This window comes from Pseudomonas sp. NPDC089392 (assembly GCF_044749595.1).
Taxonomy (GTDB): domain Bacteria; phylum Pseudomonadota; class Gammaproteobacteria; order Pseudomonadales; family Pseudomonadaceae; genus Aquipseudomonas.
The window spans coordinates 197,443-213,126 of record NZ_JBIVIF010000004.1 but is presented as its reverse complement, the minus strand read 5'-3'; the positions used below and the strand labels follow the sequence as shown (position 1 = coordinate 213,126).

The 15,684-nt window shown below is 63.1% G+C and carries 15 protein-coding genes and 1 tRNA gene; 6 read left to right on the top strand and 10 right to left on the bottom strand.

Annotated elements, in window-relative coordinates:
* Positions 1–11: 11 nt before the first annotated feature.
* From ACIP1G_RS06270 to ACIP1G_RS06225, 10 genes are all read right to left on the bottom strand, one after another.
* Complete coding sequence (locus ACIP1G_RS06270; protein ID WP_400734746.1) at positions 12–1,724, bottom strand: SulP family inorganic anion transporter; 1,713 nt, start codon at positions 1,722–1,724, stop codon at positions 12–14.
* Positions 1,725–2,036: 312 nt separating this feature from the next.
* Positions 2,037–2,507, bottom strand: a complete 471-nt coding sequence (locus ACIP1G_RS06265; RefSeq protein ID WP_400734744.1) for an OsmC family protein — start codon at positions 2,505–2,507, stop codon at positions 2,037–2,039.
* Positions 2,508–2,773: 266 nt separating this feature from the next.
* Positions 2,774–3,874: a redox-regulated ATPase YchF gene (gene ychF, locus ACIP1G_RS06260; RefSeq protein WP_400734743.1), complete on the bottom strand. Its 1,101-nt coding sequence runs from the start codon at positions 3,872–3,874 to the stop codon at positions 2,774–2,776.
* A 24-nt stretch (positions 3,875–3,898) separates the two neighbouring features.
* Entirely contained in the window at positions 3,899–4,483 is a 585-nt protein-coding gene (pth, locus tag ACIP1G_RS06255) for an aminoacyl-tRNA hydrolase (RefSeq protein WP_012270476.1), read from the bottom strand.
* A 79-nt stretch (positions 4,484–4,562) separates the two neighbouring features.
* Complete coding sequence (locus tag ACIP1G_RS06250; protein WP_400734742.1) at positions 4,563–5,156, bottom strand: 50S ribosomal protein L25/general stress protein Ctc; 594 nt, start codon at positions 5,154–5,156, stop codon at positions 4,563–4,565.
* A gap of 120 nt (positions 5,157–5,276) precedes the next feature.
* Positions 5,277–6,218: a ribose-phosphate pyrophosphokinase gene (locus tag ACIP1G_RS06245; protein ID WP_003247410.1), complete on the bottom strand. Its 942-nt coding sequence runs from the start codon at positions 6,216–6,218 to the stop codon at positions 5,277–5,279.
* 48 nt (positions 6,219–6,266) lie between these two features.
* Positions 6,267–6,341: transfer RNA gene (locus tag ACIP1G_RS06240), tRNA-Gln, on the bottom strand.
* A gap of 21 nt (positions 6,342–6,362) precedes the next feature.
* Positions 6,363–7,223 (bottom strand): 4-(cytidine 5'-diphospho)-2-C-methyl-D-erythritol kinase, encoded by an 861-nt coding sequence (gene ispE, locus ACIP1G_RS06235; RefSeq protein WP_400734741.1) that lies wholly within the window; start codon positions 7,221–7,223, stop codon positions 6,363–6,365.
* 4 nt (positions 7,224–7,227) lie between these two features.
* Positions 7,228–7,845 carry a lipoprotein insertase outer membrane protein LolB gene (gene lolB / locus ACIP1G_RS06230; protein WP_012270479.1) on the bottom strand — a complete coding sequence of 206 codons (618 nt, stop codon included), beginning with the start codon at positions 7,843–7,845 and terminating at the stop codon, positions 7,228–7,230.
* Between the two features lie 4 nt (positions 7,846–7,849).
* On the bottom strand, positions 7,850–9,571 hold the full coding sequence (locus ACIP1G_RS06225; protein WP_400734740.1) for a tetratricopeptide repeat protein: 1,722 nt from the start codon (positions 9,569–9,571) through the stop codon (positions 7,850–7,852).
* Positions 9,572–10,253: 682 nt separating this feature from the next.
* Between ACIP1G_RS06225 and hemA the strand changes: the two genes are divergently transcribed.
* The 6 genes from hemA (at position 10,254) to ACIP1G_RS06195 (ending at position 15,604) form a co-directional block, all read left to right on the top strand.
* Positions 10,254–11,531 (top strand): glutamyl-tRNA reductase, encoded by a 1,278-nt coding sequence (gene hemA, locus ACIP1G_RS06220; protein WP_400734739.1) that lies wholly within the window; start codon positions 10,254–10,256, stop codon positions 11,529–11,531.
* A complete protein-coding gene (gene prfA, locus ACIP1G_RS06215) occupies positions 11,528–12,610 on the top strand; it encodes a peptide chain release factor 1 (protein ID WP_400734738.1) in 1,083 nt (360 codons plus the stop codon). Before hemA ends, prfA begins: the two co-directional genes overlap by 4 nt.
* Positions 12,610–13,440 carry a peptide chain release factor N(5)-glutamine methyltransferase gene (prmC, locus tag ACIP1G_RS06210; protein WP_400734737.1) on the top strand — a complete coding sequence of 277 codons (831 nt, stop codon included), beginning with the start codon at positions 12,610–12,612 and terminating at the stop codon, positions 13,438–13,440. Before prfA ends, prmC begins: the two co-directional genes overlap by 1 nt.
* A complete protein-coding gene (locus ACIP1G_RS06205) occupies positions 13,434–14,189 on the top strand; it encodes a molybdopterin-synthase adenylyltransferase MoeB (RefSeq protein ID WP_400734736.1) in 756 nt (251 codons plus the stop codon). The genes prmC and ACIP1G_RS06205 overlap by 7 nt, the downstream gene beginning before the upstream one ends.
* Positions 14,182–14,979: a glutamate racemase gene (murI, locus tag ACIP1G_RS06200; protein ID WP_400734735.1), complete on the top strand. Its 798-nt coding sequence runs from the start codon at positions 14,182–14,184 to the stop codon at positions 14,977–14,979. The genes ACIP1G_RS06205 and murI overlap by 8 nt, the downstream gene beginning before the upstream one ends.
* A gap of 106 nt (positions 14,980–15,085) precedes the next feature.
* Positions 15,086–15,604 carry an acyloxyacyl hydrolase gene (locus ACIP1G_RS06195; protein ID WP_400734734.1) on the top strand — a complete coding sequence of 173 codons (519 nt, stop codon included), beginning with the start codon at positions 15,086–15,088 and terminating at the stop codon, positions 15,602–15,604.
* Positions 15,605–15,684: the final 80 nt, after the last annotated feature.

Here is a 15,684-nt window from a genome sequence, read left to right as displayed (position 1 = left end):
CACAGGAAGTCCTAGGGCTGCCAGTCAACCCCACTGTCTTCCAGGTAGGCATCCACTGCCGCACCAACAGTGGGATGAAAAGCCTTCTCGCCCATATGCTCAAACAACTCGAACCGGCGCATCTTGTCCTTCACCGGGTCCTTCATCTCGGCAAATTGCAATTCCACCCCGCGCGCCTCCAGTGCCCGGTCCAGCTCGGCCAGCATGTCCGCCGAGGTGATGTCGATGCTGGTCACCGGCTCGGCGGCAATCACCAGCCGCTGTACCGGCGTTGGCGACTCGTCCACCGCGGCCATCACCGTGCTCTGGAACTGTTCGGCATTGGCAAAGAACAGCGGTGCGTCCCAGCGCAGCAGCACCAGCCCTGGAATACGCCGGGCCTGTGGATAACGTTTCACATCATGGTAACCACGCAGGCCCTCGGCGCGACCGAGCACTGCGTAGTGCGGCCGCCAGCCGTCCCACAGGAACTCGATCACCGACACCGCCACGGCAATGCAGATACCAGGAATGGCGCCGAATACCGCCACGCCGACAAAGCAGGTGAACGACAGCCAGAACTCCCATTGCTGCATGCGGAAGATGCGCTTGAGGTCGGCGAACTCGAACAGGCCCAGCGCCGCGGCAATCACCACCGCAGCCAGGGCGCTGTTGGGCAGGTGTTGCATCAGGTTGGGTGCTACCAGCAGCAACAGGGTAACCGCCAGCGCACCGATGATACCGGTGAGCTGGGTCTGCGAGCCGGCTGCCTCGGCCACCGGTGTGCGTGACGAACTGCTGCTGATGGGGATGCCCTGGAACAGCCCCGCGGCGACGTTGGCCACGCCCAGGCCAAACATTTCCTGGTTGGGGTTGACCGGTGATTTCAGCCGGGCGGCGTAGGAGCGTGACAGCACACTGGTATCGGCGAACGACACCAACGCCACGGCAATTCCGCCCAGTATCACCTCGACCAGGTCGATGTCGCTCACCCAGGGGAAGACGAAACTGGGCAGGCCCTGGGGCAATTGGCCGAGTACCTTGACGCCCATCTGGTCGAGGTTGAACAGGCTCACTGCCAGCGTCGCCAGCACCACGGCGATCAAAATGCCCGGCAGGCGCTTGAAGGGTTTGAGCAGCAGAATCAGCACGAGGCTACCGGCACCGACGATAAAGCTTGGCCAGTGCCCTTGGCCGGCGATTAGCGCTTGGCCCAAGTGCCATAGGTCACGCAACGGCCCCTCGCTGTCGACCTTGATGCCAAACAGCTTGGGCAGCTGGCTGATTAATACAGTCAGGGCGATGCCGTTCATGTAGCCATAGCGGATTGGTTTGGACAGCAACTCGGTGATGAAGCCCAGCCGCAGCAGCCCGGCAATCACGCAGAACGCCCCGGCGACCAAGGCCATCATGCTGGCGATGGCGATCGCCCGTTGTGGGTCGCTGGCGGCGTACTGCACCACCACCGCCAAAATCGGCGCGGCCAGTGCCGAGTCCGGGCCCAGCACCAGGATACGGCTGGGGCCGAACAGGGCGTAGGCCAGCAGCGGGATGATCGTGGCGTAAAGGCCGTAGATGCCGGGTACGCCAGAGGCTTCGGCGTAGGCGATGCCCACGGGTACCAGCATGGTGGTGAGGACCAGGCCGGCGGCGATGTCCTTGGGTAGCCAGGCGGGCTGGTAGTGGAGCAGGGTGGCCAGGCCGGGTAACCAGCGCTGCCAGTTGACGCCGGGGGTTTCGGGCATGGTGCGGGCTTCCAAGGGGGGAGGGTGCTGAATCACAGCTTAGATGCTGAATTCCGGGGCCGCCTTGCGGGCCATTCGCGGCACAAGGCCGCTTCCACAGGTACCACGCTGGCTTCGAGTTGACGCTGTACCTGTGGGAGCGGCTTTAGCCGCGAACACCGGCGCAGCCGGTGCCATCCACCGTGTTGGATTTTTCGCGGGCAAGCCCGCTCCTGCATAGGCACTGTGCAGGTCTCGGGCTTACGCTGTACCTGTGTGGAGCGGCCTTGTGTCGCGATGGGCTGCAAAGCAGGCCCGGCAATCCCAAGCCACTCACCCAACCGTGACCACCGCCGCGCACTCAACCGGGAAATTCACCGAGTTGGCGATAAAGCACTCATGGTGCGCATCCTCATGCAAACGCAAGGCAACCTCACGGTCCGAACCCGCACTGATGCTCACCTGCGGGCGCAGCAGCACATGGGTAAAGCGGCCCTTGCCATGGGCGTCACCTTCCACCATGCGCCCCACCGGCCTGTCGACATACGCCAGCACATTCACATCGTTCACCGCGCACAAGTGCAGGTACCACAGCTTGTGACAGGCCGACAGCGATGCCACCAGCATGTCTTCCGGGTTCCAGCGCTGAGGGTCACCGCGAAATGTCGGGTCGGCCGAACCCGGCAGGGGCTCTTTACCTGGTGCTTCGACGTTGAAGTCTCGGCTGTAGGCGGTGTAGCTGGACGTGCCGTCACCCTTGTTACCGGTCCAGGTCACCTGAACTTCGTATTGATGCTCTTTCATCGTTCCTCCTTGGATTGATCAACGGTCTTGTAGTGCCTGGACGGGCCTCATCGCCGGCAAGCCAACTCCCGGTAATGCGCTGCCTTCAAGTTGGCGCTGTCCCTGTAGGAGCGGCTTTAGCCGCGAACACCGGCGTGGCCGGTGCCAGGCAACGCGTTGGATTCTTCGCGGCTAAAGCCGCTCCTACAGGGTGCCCCAAAGGCCAGAAAAAACAAAACCCCTTGAAGCGCAAGCCTCAAGGGGTTTGGGGTACTGCAGGCTGGCGCTTAGACGTTGAAGCGGAAGTGCATCACATCGCCGTCTTTGACGATGTAGTCCTTGCCTTCCAGGCGCCATTTACCGGCTTCCTTGGCACCGCCTTCACCCTTGAACTGGATGAAGTCGTCATAGGCCACCACTTCAGCGCGGATGAAGCCTTTTTCGAAGTCGGTATGGATAACCCCGGCTGCCTGCGGTGCGGTGGCACCGACGCGTACGGTCCAGGCGCGAACTTCCTGCACGCCGGCAGTGAAGTAGGTCTGCAGGTTCAGCAGTTCGTAACCGGCGCGGATTACGCGGTTCAGGCCAGGCTCTTCCAGCCCCAGGGCCTCGAGGAACATTTCTTTCTCTTCGCCATCATCCAGCTCGGCGATTTCCGCTTCGATCTTGTTGCACACCGGCACCACCACCGCGCCTTCTTCCTCGGCAATGGCCTTGACCACGTCCAGGTGCGGGTTGTTGTCGAAGCCGTCTTCGGCAACGTTGGCGATGTACATCACCGGCTTGCTGGTCAGCAGGTGGAAGCCGCGGATGACGGCCTTTTCGTCGTCAGCCATGTTCTTCATCAGGCTGCGCGCAGGCTTGCCTTCGGTGAAGTGCGGGATCAGCTTCTCCAGAATGGCCTTTTGCGCCAGGGCTTCCTTGTCGCCGCCCTTGGCGTTGCGGGCTACCTTCTGCAGTTGCTTCTCACAGCTGTCGAGGTCGGCGAAGATCAGTTCGAGGTCGATGATCTCGATGTCACGCTTGGGGTCGACGCTGTTGGAAACGTGGATCACGTTCTCGTCTTCGAAGCAGCGCACCACGTGGGCAATGGCGTCGGTCTCGCGGATGTTGGCGAGGAACTTGTTGCCCAGGCCTTCGCCTTTCGAGGCACCGGCAACCAGGCCGGCGATGTCGACGAATTCCATGGTGGTCGGCAGGATGCGGTTCGGCTTGACGATCTCAGCCAGCGCAGCCAGGCGCGCATCGGGCATCGGCACGATGCCGCTGTTCGGCTCGATGGTGCAGAAAGGGAAGTTCTCCGCCGCGATGCCAGACTTGGTCAGGGCGTTGAACAGGGTGGACTTGCCGACGTTGGGCAGGCCGACGATGCCGCAATTGAAACCCATGGGTATTCCCCTCTCTAAAGGAAATCAGGCCTTCTGGCTGTGCAGCTCACGCATCGCCTTGGCGAAGTCGCCGGCAAGCACGTCCGGCAGCACGCCGAGGGCAAAATCGATGCTGGCGTCGAGCTTCTCCTGCTCGGCGCGCGGCGCGCGACCCAGGACGAAGTTGGAGACCAGTTTGGCGTCACCCGGGTGGCCGATGCCAAGCCGCAGGCGGTGGAAGTCGTTCTGGTTGCCGAGCTGCGCGATGATGTCACGCAGGCCGTTGTGCCCCCCATGGCCGCCGCCGCGCTTGAGCTTGGCAACGCCCGGAGGCAGGTCGAGTTCGTCGTGTGCCACCAGGATCGCTTCCGGCTTGATGCGGAAGAAATTGGCCAAGGCCGCCACGGACTGGCCGCTACGGTTCATGTAGGTGGTGGGGATCAACAAACGAACGTCGTTGCCCTGATGGCTGAATTTAGCCGTCAGGCCGAAATATTTTTTGTCAGCGGTCAGCGAAACGCGCTGGGCGCTGGCAATGCGTTCAACGAAAAGAGCCCCTGCGTTATGCCGGGTCTGTTCGTATTCGGGGCCGGGGTTACCCAGGCCAACGATCAACTGGATGGCGGTCACGTCAGGGGCTCTTCCTTGGAGTTGGTGGGTTACAGGGCGCGCGGCACTGTAACCCGATCAACGCCGGCGTGCGAGTGGATTACTCGGCAGCGCCTTCTGCTTCTGGAGCAACGCGTGGAGCGTGAACGTTGGCAACAGCTTTGTCATCACCGTGGGCCAGAGCTACGAACTCTACGCCTTTCGGAGCTTTCAGGTCCGACAGGTGGATGATGGCGCCGATTTCAGCGTTGGTCAGGTCGACTTCGATGAACTCAGGCAGGTCTTTGGCTTCGCAGGAAACTTCGATCTCGGAAACAACGTGCGAGATTTCGCCGCCTTTCTTGACCGGAGCTTCTTCACCGACGAAGTGAACTGGAACCTTGGCGGTCAGCTTCTGGCCAGCAACGACGCGAACGAAGTCGGCGTGCATGATGAAGCCTTTGGCTGGGTGACGCTGCATGGCCTTGACCACGACGTTCTGCTTGGCGCCGTCGACGTTCAGTTCGATAACGTGGCTGAAGGCAGCTTCGTTTTCGAACAGCTTGGCGATTTCCTTGGCCACGATGGTCAGGGATTGGGCTTCTTTATCGCCACCGTAAACAACGGCAGGGATGCTGGCGGCGTGACGCAGGCGGCGGCTCGCACCTTTCCCCAGGTCAGTACGCGCTTGGGCGTTCAGGATGAAATCAGTCATTTTGCTTCTCCAAAATAGCCTCCCGAATGGCGTTTGCGACCAGCGCCAGACGGGGATGGCAAAAAAGCCCCGCCCCAACACAAGTTGGGGCGGGGCGCTTCACATCAACACGAGTCCCGCTTAGCGGAACATCGCGCTGATCGATTCTTCGTTGCTGATGCGGCGGACCGCTTCAGCGACAACCGGTGCGATATCCAGCTGGCGGATACGGTCACAGGCTTGAGCAGCGGCGGACAGCGGAACGGTGTTGGTCACCACCAGCTCGTCCAGTACCGACTTCTCGATGTTCTCGATCGCGCGGCCCGACAGGACAGGGTGCGTGCAGTAGGCGTAAACCTTGGCAGCGCCGTGTTCTTTCAGGGCTTTGGCCGCATGGCACAGGGTGCCGGCGGTGTCGACCATGTCGTCTACCAGGATGCAAGTGCGCCCTTCGACGTCGCCGATGATATGCATAACCTCGGAGTGGTTAGCCTTCTCGCGGCGTTTGTCGATGATACCCAGGTCGACGCCCAGGGACTTGGCGACGGCGCGTGCACGCACAACACCACCGATGTCCGGGGAGACGATCATCAGGTTCTCGAAACGCTGGTCTTCGATATCGTCAACCAGTACGGGCGAGCCGTAGATGTTGTCGACGGGGATATCGAAGAAGCCTTGGATCTGGTCAGCGTGCAGGTCGACGGTGAGAACACGGTCGATACCCACGACAGTGAGCATGTCAGCGACGACTTTGGCGCTGATGGCTACACGTGCCGAACGCGGACGGCGGTCCTGGCGGGCATATCCGAAGTAAGGAATCACGGCGGTGATTCGGGATGCTGAGGAGCGGCGGAAGGCGTCGGCCATCACTACCAGTTCCATCAGGTTATCGTTGGTCGGGGCACAGGTCGGCTGAATAATGAAAACGTCTTTACCGCGAACATTTTCATTGATCTCAGTACTGATCTCGCCGTCGGAGAATTTACCGACAGAGACGTCACCGAGAGGGATATGCAGCTGACGTACGACACGCCGAGCCAGATCGGGGTTAGCGTTCCCCGTAAAGACCATCATCTTGGACACGCGCAGTACCTGAAGGCTGAGGGTATACCTGGATGAGTATAAGGAAAATGGCAGGGGCGGCTGGATTCGAACCAACGCATGGCAGGATCAAAACCTGCTGCCTTACCGCTTGGCGACGCCCCTGTATCTGTTGCTTGCGAACGCTTATGCGCTCGACTTCTTGACCAGACTTTGCAGCTTGCGATGCAACATCGAAATATTGCTTCCTTTCGCCACAAACCCTGTTTGGGTCGCTGAAAGAAGGGCCAGAACTTTATCAGCTTCGGCTTTGCTTGGGAAGGCCCCAAACACACAACTTCCAGTGCCGGTTAGTCGAGCCTCAGTGAATTTTCCCAGTGAATTCAACGCATTGCGAACTTCTGGGTAACTCTGCTCTACCACCGGTTGGCAGTCATTTCGACTGTTTCCCTTGGGAACGGGGCGCATCTTAAGGGGGAGTGAATCACGTGTCAACTGTGGATGTGAAAAAATTTCTACTGTGCTGACAGACACTTGCGGCACCAGCACGACATACCAAGGCTCTTCCGGATCGACCGGGGTCAGTTGTTCGCCCACACCCTGGGCGAACGCCGCATGGCCGCGCACGAATACCGGCACATCGGCACCCAGGCTCAGGCCCAGCGCCGCCAGGCGGTCTTCGTCCCAGCCCAGCTGCCACAGGTGGGTGAGGGCCAGCAGTGTGGTGGCGGCGTTCGAGCTGCCGCCGCCAATGCCACCGCCCATGGGCAGCACCTTGGTCAGCCAGATGTCGGCGCCTAGCGTGGTGCCGGATTGTTCCTGCAACTTGTGCGCGGCGCGCACGATCAGGTTGCTGTCGTGCGGAACTGCCTCGATTTCGGTGTGCAGGCGGATCACGCCGTCGTCACGTACGGCAAAACTCAGTTCGTCGCCATGGTCGAGAAACTGGAACACGGTTTCCAGCTCGTGATAACCGTCTGGCCGGCGGCCGATGATGTGCAGCCACAGGTTGAGCTTGGCCGGAGCGGGCAGGGTAAGTGTTTGCATGAAATCAGTGCCCCAGCTGGCGTGGTTGCCAGTCCTTGACCACCAGGGTCACGTCCAGGTCCTTGCCGTGCAGCTTGAGGCGCTCGGGCAGCCAGTAACCGTTCTGTTCGGTGTAGCTCAAGTACTGCACCTGCCAGCCATCCTGATCAAGGCTGGCCAGGCGGCTATCGCCGTCCAGGGTCAGCTTGCTCTTGCTGTCGGGGGCGGGCAGGCCGCGTACCCACCAGACCAGGTGCGAGACCGGCAGTTGCCAGCCCAGCTGTTCTTCCAGCAGGGCTTCCGGGCTGGTGGCCTCGTAGCGGCCCTGGTTGGCCACTTCCAGTACCACGCCGCCGGGGCGGCCGGTCAGGCGTGCGGCACCACGGCCGAGCGGGCCGGCCAGGCGAATGTCGTAGTAGTCCTGGCGTTGCAGCCAGAACAGCGTGCCACTGCCGGAGTCGCGCGGGGCACGAATGCCGACCTTGCCGTTGATCTGCCAGCCATCGAGGCTGCTCAACTGCTCTTTATGGGCGCGCCACTGCTGCGGGTCGCCGTGGCCCTGCAGGGCCTCGCGGCTACCGAAGCCGGCACAGCCGGCCAGCAGGGCGATCAGGGTGAAGGTGATGCAATGGCGCAGGAACATGGCGTTAAAGGGTCTCGGATCCGGTCAGGCGCAGGAGGGTCTTGCGCAGGATGGGGCTGTCGGCCTGGGCTTGGAAGCCCTTGGCCCAAACCTGGCGGGCTTCGCGGCGCTTGCCGTTGGACCACAGCACTTCGCCCAGGTGGGCGGCCACTTCGTGGTCGGGGAAGCTGGTAAAGGCCTGGCGCAGGTAGGTTTCCGCCGCGTCGAGGTTGCCCAGGCGATAGTTGACCCAGCCCAGGCTGTCGAGTACGGCCGGGTCGTCGGGGGTCAACTGGTGGGCCTTGTCGATCAGCGCCTTGGCTTCGGCGTAACGGGTGGTGCGGTCGGCCAGGGTATAGCCCAAGGCGTTCAGGGCCATGGCGTTTTCCGGTTCGCGGGCGATGATGGTGCGCAGGTCTTTTTCCATCTGCGCCAGGTCGTCACGCTTCTCGGCCAGCATGGCGCGGGTGTACAGCAGGTTGAGGTCGTCCGGGTAGCGCTGGATGGCTTGCTGCAGCACCTGGTTGGCCTGGGCGTCCTTGTTGTTGTTGCTGTAGCTTTCCGATTCGATCAGGAACAGCTGGATGGCGAGGTCGGGCTGGGCCTCGCGGGCTTCGGCGAGCAGGCGCGAGGCCTCGTTGCCACGGCCGTTGGCAATCAGGATGTCGGCTTGGCGCAATTGCGCCGGCAGGTAGTCGGGGCCAGGGCCAACCAGGGCGTATTCACGCAGGGCCGCGGCGGGGTCGTGGCGCTCCTCGCGGATGCGGCCCAGGTTCAGGTGCGCGGCGTCGACGTTGCTGTCGCGCTCGATCAGCTCCTGCAGGTAGCCTTCGGCTTCATCCCAGTCTTTGTTTTCCAGGCACACCAGGGCCAGGGAATAGCGCAGCTCATCGTCCTCGGGGTATTGCTGGACCAGGCTGATGAACTCGGCCTTGGCATCGGCAATGCGGTCCTGTTCGACCAGGGTGCGGGCATAGGTCAGGCGCAGGCGCTTGTCGTCCGGATTATCGCGGATTGCCCCGCGCAGCAGTGGCAAGGCCTCCGGCCCGCGGTCCAGGGCCTGCAACAGGCGGGCGCGCAGCAGGATCGGGGCGATTTCGCCATTTTGCGGCGGGTGCGATTCGAGCAGTTCCAGGGCCTCTTCGGCCTTGCCGTCCTGGTTCAGCAGCAGGGCCTTGCCGAACACCAGCTGGCTGTTGTTCGGGTACTTCACCAGCAGGCGCTCGAAGCTTTGCAGCAGGCCGTCGCGGGTACTCTGGTCGGTTTCGGCGGCGGACAGGGCGAGGAAGTCGAAGTGGGTGTCGCCTTGGCCCTGCAGTACCTTTTCCATGTAGGTCATGGCGTCGTCATAGCGGCCGGCGCGGGCCAGCTGGATGGCGGCGGCGCGCTGGGCGTCGAGGTTCTGCGGGTCGTTGCGGGCCCAGACCAGCGCGTTGTCCAGCGCCGGCTCATCGGCGCCGAGGTATTCGGCAATGCGGTAGGCGCGCTCGGAAACCCCCGGGTCCTGGGTTTTGGCTGCCTGGTCGGTGTAGTTGGCCAGGGCGATGTCGAAGCGGTTGCGCTGGCCGGCCAGCTCCGCTACCAACAGGCTATAGAGCGTGTCCTGCTTGAACGAGCCATACACCACGGGTTTTTCCGCCTCACTCTTGCCGGCCTCGGCTACGGGAGGCTCGGCCGTTTGCGGGGCCAGGCTCTGGCAGCCCTGGAGCAGGGCGAAGGCAAGCAGCAATGCGTATGGTTTGTTCATAGAAGGCTTATAGAAAGACTCACCGGCGGTCGGAGCATGATGACACAAGCGCGGGGGCAAACCCACCTGTGCTGTGCCTGGTTAACTGCGACCTTGGCGGGGGGGAAGGGTTCCGGAGATGTTGGTTGTGCTGGGGGTATGGTTTGGTAGGGGGGGGCTGTGCCGGGGCCCGGTTTGGCAGGGTGTTGGCTGTGCCAGGTGCCCGGTTTGGCAGGTGTGGCGCCTGGGAGATCGAGCGCCGCCCGCGCGGCGCTTCGCGGCTAAAGCCGCTCCTACGTTTGTTTCGGGCCAGTTACGCCAGTGGCATTTGCGCGCGAACGCCTTGGCGCACGTCTCGATATCGTGTCGTACAAACAAGGCGGTCGCGCGCGCCTGGCACAGGAGGGACTGGCCCGAAACAAACGTAGGAGCGGCTTTAGCCGCGAAGCGCCGCGCGGGCGGCGCTCGATTTCACAGGCGCCACAAAGGCTGCGTCATACACGCGGCGCTCGATCTCACAGGCGCCGTAACTGTATCGGCATACACCTGCGGGCACCGGCAGATTCTATCGACATGGACCTTGTGCCTCCCCCAACGGCAAAGGCATCCACCATTTGCCATCACGACACTAGCGAACGGTGGTTGTTCTAAAACCTGCGAAAGAGGACAATTATCGGCTTCCCGTCACAACCAGCGACCTTGCATGGCCTTTCTTGCACTTGGTATCAACCATAAGACTGCCTCGGTAGACGTACGCGAGCGCGTGGCGTTTACCCCAGAGCAGCTGGTAGACGCCCTGCAGCAGCTCTGCCGACTGACGTCCAGCCGCGAAGCGGCGATTCTGTCGACCTGCAACCGCAGTGAGCTCTATATAGAGCAGGACCACCTGTCCGCCGATGCCGTGCTGCAGTGGCTGGCCGACTACCACCGCCTCAGCCTCGACGAACTGCGCGCCAGTGCCTACGTGCACGAAGAGCACGAGGCTGTGAAGCACATGATGCGCGTGGCCTCGGGCCTGGATTCGCTGGTGCTCGGCGAGCCGCAGATCCTCGGCCAGATGAAGTCCGCCTACGCCGTGGCGCGTGAGGCTGGCACCGTCGGCCCGTTGCTCGGGCGCCTGTTCCAGGCCACCTTCAGCGCCGCCAAGCAGGTGCGCACCGACACTGCCATCGGTGAAAACCCGGTGTCGGTGGCATTTGCCGCCGTCAGCCTGGCCAAGCAGATCTTCGCCGACCTGGGCCGCAGCCAGGCCCTGCTGATCGGCGCCGGCGAAACCATTACCCTGGTCGCCCGCCACCTGCATGAACAGGGCGTGCGCCGCATCGTCGTGGCCAACCGCACCCTGGAGCGCGCCAGCATCCTCGCCGAGCAGTTCGGCGCGCATGCCGTGCTGCTGGCCGATATCCCCCAGGAGCTGGCCAACAGCGACATCGTCATCAGCTCCACCGCCAGTCAGCTGCCGATCCTTGGCAAGGGCGCGGTCGAGAGCGCGCTGAAGCAGCGCCGGCACAAGCCGATCTTCATGGTCGATATCGCCGTGCCGCGCGACATCGAGCCCGAGGTGGGCGAACTGGACGACGTCTACCTGTACACCGTCGACGACCTGCACGACGTGGTGGCAGAAAACCTCAAGAGCCGCCAGGGCGCGGCCCAGGCCGCCGAAGAGCTGGTTTCGGTGGGCGCCGAAGACTTCATGCTGCGCCTGCGCGAGCTGGCTGCGGTGGACGTGCTCAAGGCCTATCGCCAGCAAAGCGAGCGCCTGCGCGACGAAGAACTGCAGAAGGCCCAGCGCTTGCTGGCCAACGGCGGCAACCCCGAGGACGTGTTGGCCCAATTGGCCCGGGGCCTGACCAACAAACTCCTGCATGCGCCTAGCGTGCAGTTGAAAAAGCTCTCGGCCGAGGGGCGCGTCGATGCGCTGGCCATGGCCCAGGAACTCTTTGCCCTCAACGAGGGCTCGACGGACAAATCCCTGCAATGAAAGCGTCGCTGCTGAACAAACTGGAAATCCTCCAGGACCGCTTCGAAGAACTCACCGCGTTGCTCGGTGATGCCGAGGTCATTTCCGACCAGACACGCTTCCGCGCTTACTCCCGCGAGTACGCCGAGGTCGAGCCGGTCTACGCTGCCTATAAAGAGTGGCGCAAGGTTCAGGACGACCTCGAAGGGGCCCAGGCGCTGCTCAAGGACAGTGACCCGGACCTGCGCGAAATGGCCGTGGAAGAAGTGCGTGAGGCCAAGGAGCAACTGCTGACGCTGGAGGCGGGGCTGCAACGCATGCTGCTGCCCAAAGACCCCAACGACGGCCGCAACGTGTTCCTTGAAATCCGCGCTGGCACCGGTGGCGACGAGGCGGCGATCTTCTCTGGCGACCTGTTCCGCATGTATTCGCGTTACGCCGAAAAACGCGGCTGGCGCCTGGAGATTCTCTCCGAGAACGAAGGCGAGCACGGCGGCTACAAGGAAGTCATCGCCCGCGTCGAGGGCGAAAACGTGTACGGCAAGCTCAAGTTCGAGTCTGGCGCGCACCGGGTACAGCGCGTGCCCGAGACCGAATCCCAGGGCCGCGTCCACACCTCCGCATGCACGGTGGCCGTGCTGCCCGAGCCGGACGAACAAGCCGCCATCGAAATCAACCCGGCTGACCTGCGCGTGGACACCTACCGCGCATCCGGTGCCGGCGGCCAGCACGTCAACAAGACCGACTCGGCGATCCGTATCACCCACTTGCCCACCGGTATCGTGGTGGAGTGCCAGGAAGAGCGTTCGCAGCACAAGAACCGCGCCCGTGCCATGTCCTGGCTGTCGGCCAAGCTTAACGACATGCAGACCAGCGCCGCGCAGAACGCCATTGCCAGCGAGCGCAAGCTGCTGGTGGGCTCCGGTGACCGCTCTGAACGCATCCGTACCTACAATTATCCTCAGGGCCGGGTGACCGATCACCGTATCAACCTGACCCTGTACTCGCTGGACGACATCCTCAGTGGTGGCGTGGACGCGGTGATCGAACCGCTGCTGGCCGAATACCAGGCCGATCAACTGGCCGCCCTGGGGGATTGATGACCATCATTGCCAGCCTGCTGCGCAACGCGCAGCTGCCCGACTCACCCACCGAGCGGCTGGATGCCGAGTTGCTGTTGGCTGCAGCCATCGGCAAGTCGCGCAGCTACCTGCACACCTGGCCCGAGCGTATCGTCAGCAGCGAAGATGCCGAGACCTATGCCGGTTACCTGCAGCGCCGCCGTGGCGGTGAGCCGGTTGCCTACATCCTGGGGCTGCAGGGCTTCTGGAAGATCGACCTGGAAGTGGCGCCGCATACCCTGATCCCGCGGCCGGATACCGAGCTGCTGGTCGAAGCAGCCCTCGAATTGCAACCTGCTACCCCGGCCAAGGTCCTCGACCTGGGCACCGGCACGGGTGCTATAGCGCTGGCCCTGGCCAGCGAGCGCCCGGCCTGGCAGGTAACGGCGGTAGACCGGGTGGAGGAGGCCGCCGCCCTGGCCGAGCGCAACCGCCAGCGCCTGGGCCTGGGCAACGCCCAGGTGCGGGTGAGCCACTGGTTCGACAGCCTGGCCGGCGAGCGTTTCAATCTGATTGTCAGCAACCCGCCGTACATCGCCGCCGAAGACCCGCACCTGGTGGCCGGTGATGTGCGCTTCGAGCCCAGCAGTGCGCTGGTGGCTGGCGCCGATGGCCTGGACGACTTGCGCGTGATCGCCGCCCAGGCCCCTGCGCACCTGTTGCCAGGTGGCTGGTTGCTGCTGGAACATGGCTACGATCAGGCAGCGGCAGTACGCGCCTTGCTGGCTGAACAAGGCTTTATCGAGGTGGCCAGCCGCACGGACCTGGGTGGCCATGAACGCATTACCCTGGGGCGCCTGCCATGCTGAGTGATCAGGAACTGCTGCGTTACAGCCGGCAGGTGCTGCTGGCCCAGATCGACATCGACGGCCAGCTGCGGCTCAAGCAGAGCAAGGCGCTGATTGTCGGGCTCGGTGGCCTGGGCTCGCCGGTTGCCTTGTACCTGGCCGCTGCCGGGGTAGGTGAGCTGCACCTGGCCGACTTCGACACCGTCGACCTGACCAACCTGCAACGCCAGGTGATCCACGACAGTGCCAGCGTCGGCATGAGCAAGGTCGATTCGGCCCTGCAACGGCTGGAGGCGATCAACCCGGAAATCAGCCTGGTTGCCCACCGCCAGGCACTGGACGAAGACTCGCTGGCGGCCGCCGTGGCAGCGGTCGACCTGGTGCTGGACTGCTCCGACAACTTCGGTACCCGCGAGGCGGTCAATGCCGCCTGTGTCGCCGCCGGCAAACCGTTGGTCAGCGGTGCGGCAATCCGCCTGGAAGGGCAGCTGTCGGTGTTCGACCCACGGCGTGACTACAGCCCCTGTTACCACTGCCTGTACGGCCATGGCAGCGAAGCCGAACTGACTTGTAGCGAGGCCGGTGTGATCGGCCCGCTGGTGGGTTTGGTGGGCAGCCTGCAGGCGCTGGAGGCGATGAAGCTGCTGGCCGGGTTCGGCGAGCCGCTGGTCGGCCGGCTGCTGCTGATCGATGCCCTTGGCACCCGCATCCGCGAATTGCGCGTCAAGCGCGACCCGGCCTGCGCGGTCTGTGGCAAGCGTGATGGCTGAGCGTTCAGCGCCGGTTGGCGTAATGGATTCGGGCGTCGGTGGCTTGTCGGTGCTCGCTGAAATCCAGCGCCTGCTGCCCAACGAGACGCTGCTGTATGTGGCCGATTGCGGCCACGTACCCTATGGCGAGAAGTCGCCGGACTATATCCGTGAGCGTCTGCGGCGCATTGCTGCTTTTTTGCATGAACAGGGCGCCAAGGCCATGGTGATGGCCTGTAATACCGCCACGGTGGCAGCGGCGGCCGACTTGCGCGAGTTGTATCCAGACTGGCCGCTGGTGGGCATGGAGCCAGCGGTGAAGCCCGCGGCGGCGGCCACGCGCTCGGGCGTGGTCGGTGTGCTGGCCACCACCGGCACTCTGCAAAGCGCCAAATTTGCAGCTTTGCTCGACCGCTTCGCCAATGATGTGCAGGTGATTACCCGGCCCTGCCCGGGGCTGGTCGAGCTGATCGAGGCCGGTGACCTGGGCAGCCCGGCGCTGCGCCAGCTGCTGTCAGGCTATGTGCAGCCGCTGTTGGCTGCGGGCTGCGACACGCTGATCCTCGGCTGCACCCATTACCCCTTCCTGCGCCCGTTGCTGGCCGGCATGGTGCCGGCGGATGTGGCCATTATCGACACCGGCGCTGCGGTAGCGCGCCAACTGCAGCGGCTGCTGAGCGCGCGCGACCTGCTGGCTGAAGGGCCAGCCCGGGATGCGCGCTTCTGGACCAGTGCCGACCCGCAATCCTTCAGAAAAATCCTGCCTTTGCTGTGGCATAAGTCCGACAGTGTGCAAAGCTTTTCATTGTAAAAAAAACGTGAAAAGAAGCTGAACTATCGTACTGCCGCCGTTCTCTACCGCTTTGCCTGACAGGGGGCGGACACTAATAACAGCATCAGGAAGAAGGATGTAGCTCATGAAGAAGCTGCTCGGCTTGGCGGCGGCTGCCGCTTTGATTCTGGGGCAAGCGATATCGGTGCAGGCGGCCGATGTTTCGTTTTCAGTGGGGCAGACCGGGGAATCGACCATGGTCTACCGGCTGGGGTTGCAATCGAACTGGGACGCGAGCTGGTGGCAGACCAGCGTGGGCCGCCTGACAGGTTATTGGGATGGGGCTTATACCTATTGGGATGGCGACACGACAGCGAGCAACCACAGCTTGTCGTTTGCGCCGGTGTTCGTTTATGAGTTTGCCGGGCAGTCGGTGAAACCCTACATAGAGGCGGGGATTGGGGTAGCGGCGTTTTCCAGTACCGAGCTGGAAGACAATGAGCTGGGCTCGGCATTCCAGTTCGAGGACCGCATCGGCTTTGGTCTGCGCTTTGCCGGCGGGCATGAGATCGGGGTGCGGGCGATTCACTATTCCAACGCGGGTATCAAGCAACCCAACGATGGGATAGAGAGCTACAGCCTGCATTACCGCATGGCGCTCTGAGTTCTCCTGTGCCGGCCTGTTCGCGGCGGTTCGGCGCCCCGATAAACCCGCTCCCACAGGACTCCCTGCATCTTGAGCCC

What these genes read in the sequence shown, in the direction of transcription:
- prmC (WP_400734737.1), top strand. Translation starts at nt 12,610, where the DNA reads ATGACCATCATTGCCAGCCTGCTGCGCAACGCGCAGCTGCCCGACTCA.
- ispE (WP_400734741.1), bottom strand. Translation starts at nt 7,223, where the DNA reads ATGCAAACACTTACCCTGCCCGCTCCGGCCAAGCTCAACCTGTGGCTG.
- prfA (WP_400734738.1), top strand. Translation starts at nt 11,528, where the DNA reads ATGAAAGCGTCGCTGCTGAACAAACTGGAAATCCTCCAGGACCGCTTC.
- ACIP1G_RS06270 (WP_400734746.1), bottom strand. Translation starts at nt 1,724, where the DNA reads ATGCCCGAAACCCCCGGCGTCAACTGGCAGCGCTGGTTACCCGGCCTG.
- ACIP1G_RS06195 (WP_400734734.1), top strand. Translation starts at nt 15,086, where the DNA reads ATGAAGAAGCTGCTCGGCTTGGCGGCGGCTGCCGCTTTGATTCTGGGG.
- ACIP1G_RS06225 (WP_400734740.1), bottom strand. Translation starts at nt 9,571, where the DNA reads ATGAACAAACCATACGCATTGCTGCTTGCCTTCGCCCTGCTCCAGGGC.
- ACIP1G_RS06205 (WP_400734736.1), top strand. Translation starts at nt 13,434, where the DNA reads ATGCTGAGTGATCAGGAACTGCTGCGTTACAGCCGGCAGGTGCTGCTG.
- ACIP1G_RS06265 (WP_400734744.1), bottom strand. Translation starts at nt 2,507, where the DNA reads ATGAAAGAGCATCAATACGAAGTTCAGGTGACCTGGACCGGTAACAAG.
- ychF (WP_400734743.1), bottom strand. Translation starts at nt 3,874, where the DNA reads ATGGGTTTCAATTGCGGCATCGTCGGCCTGCCCAACGTCGGCAAGTCC.
- hemA (WP_400734739.1), top strand. Translation starts at nt 10,254, where the DNA reads ATGGCCTTTCTTGCACTTGGTATCAACCATAAGACTGCCTCGGTAGAC.
- murI (WP_400734735.1), top strand. Translation starts at nt 14,182, where the DNA reads ATGGCTGAGCGTTCAGCGCCGGTTGGCGTAATGGATTCGGGCGTCGGT.
- ACIP1G_RS06250 (WP_400734742.1), bottom strand. Translation starts at nt 5,156, where the DNA reads ATGACTGATTTCATCCTGAACGCCCAAGCGCGTACTGACCTGGGGAAA.
- lolB (WP_012270479.1), bottom strand. Translation starts at nt 7,845, where the DNA reads ATGTTCCTGCGCCATTGCATCACCTTCACCCTGATCGCCCTGCTGGCC.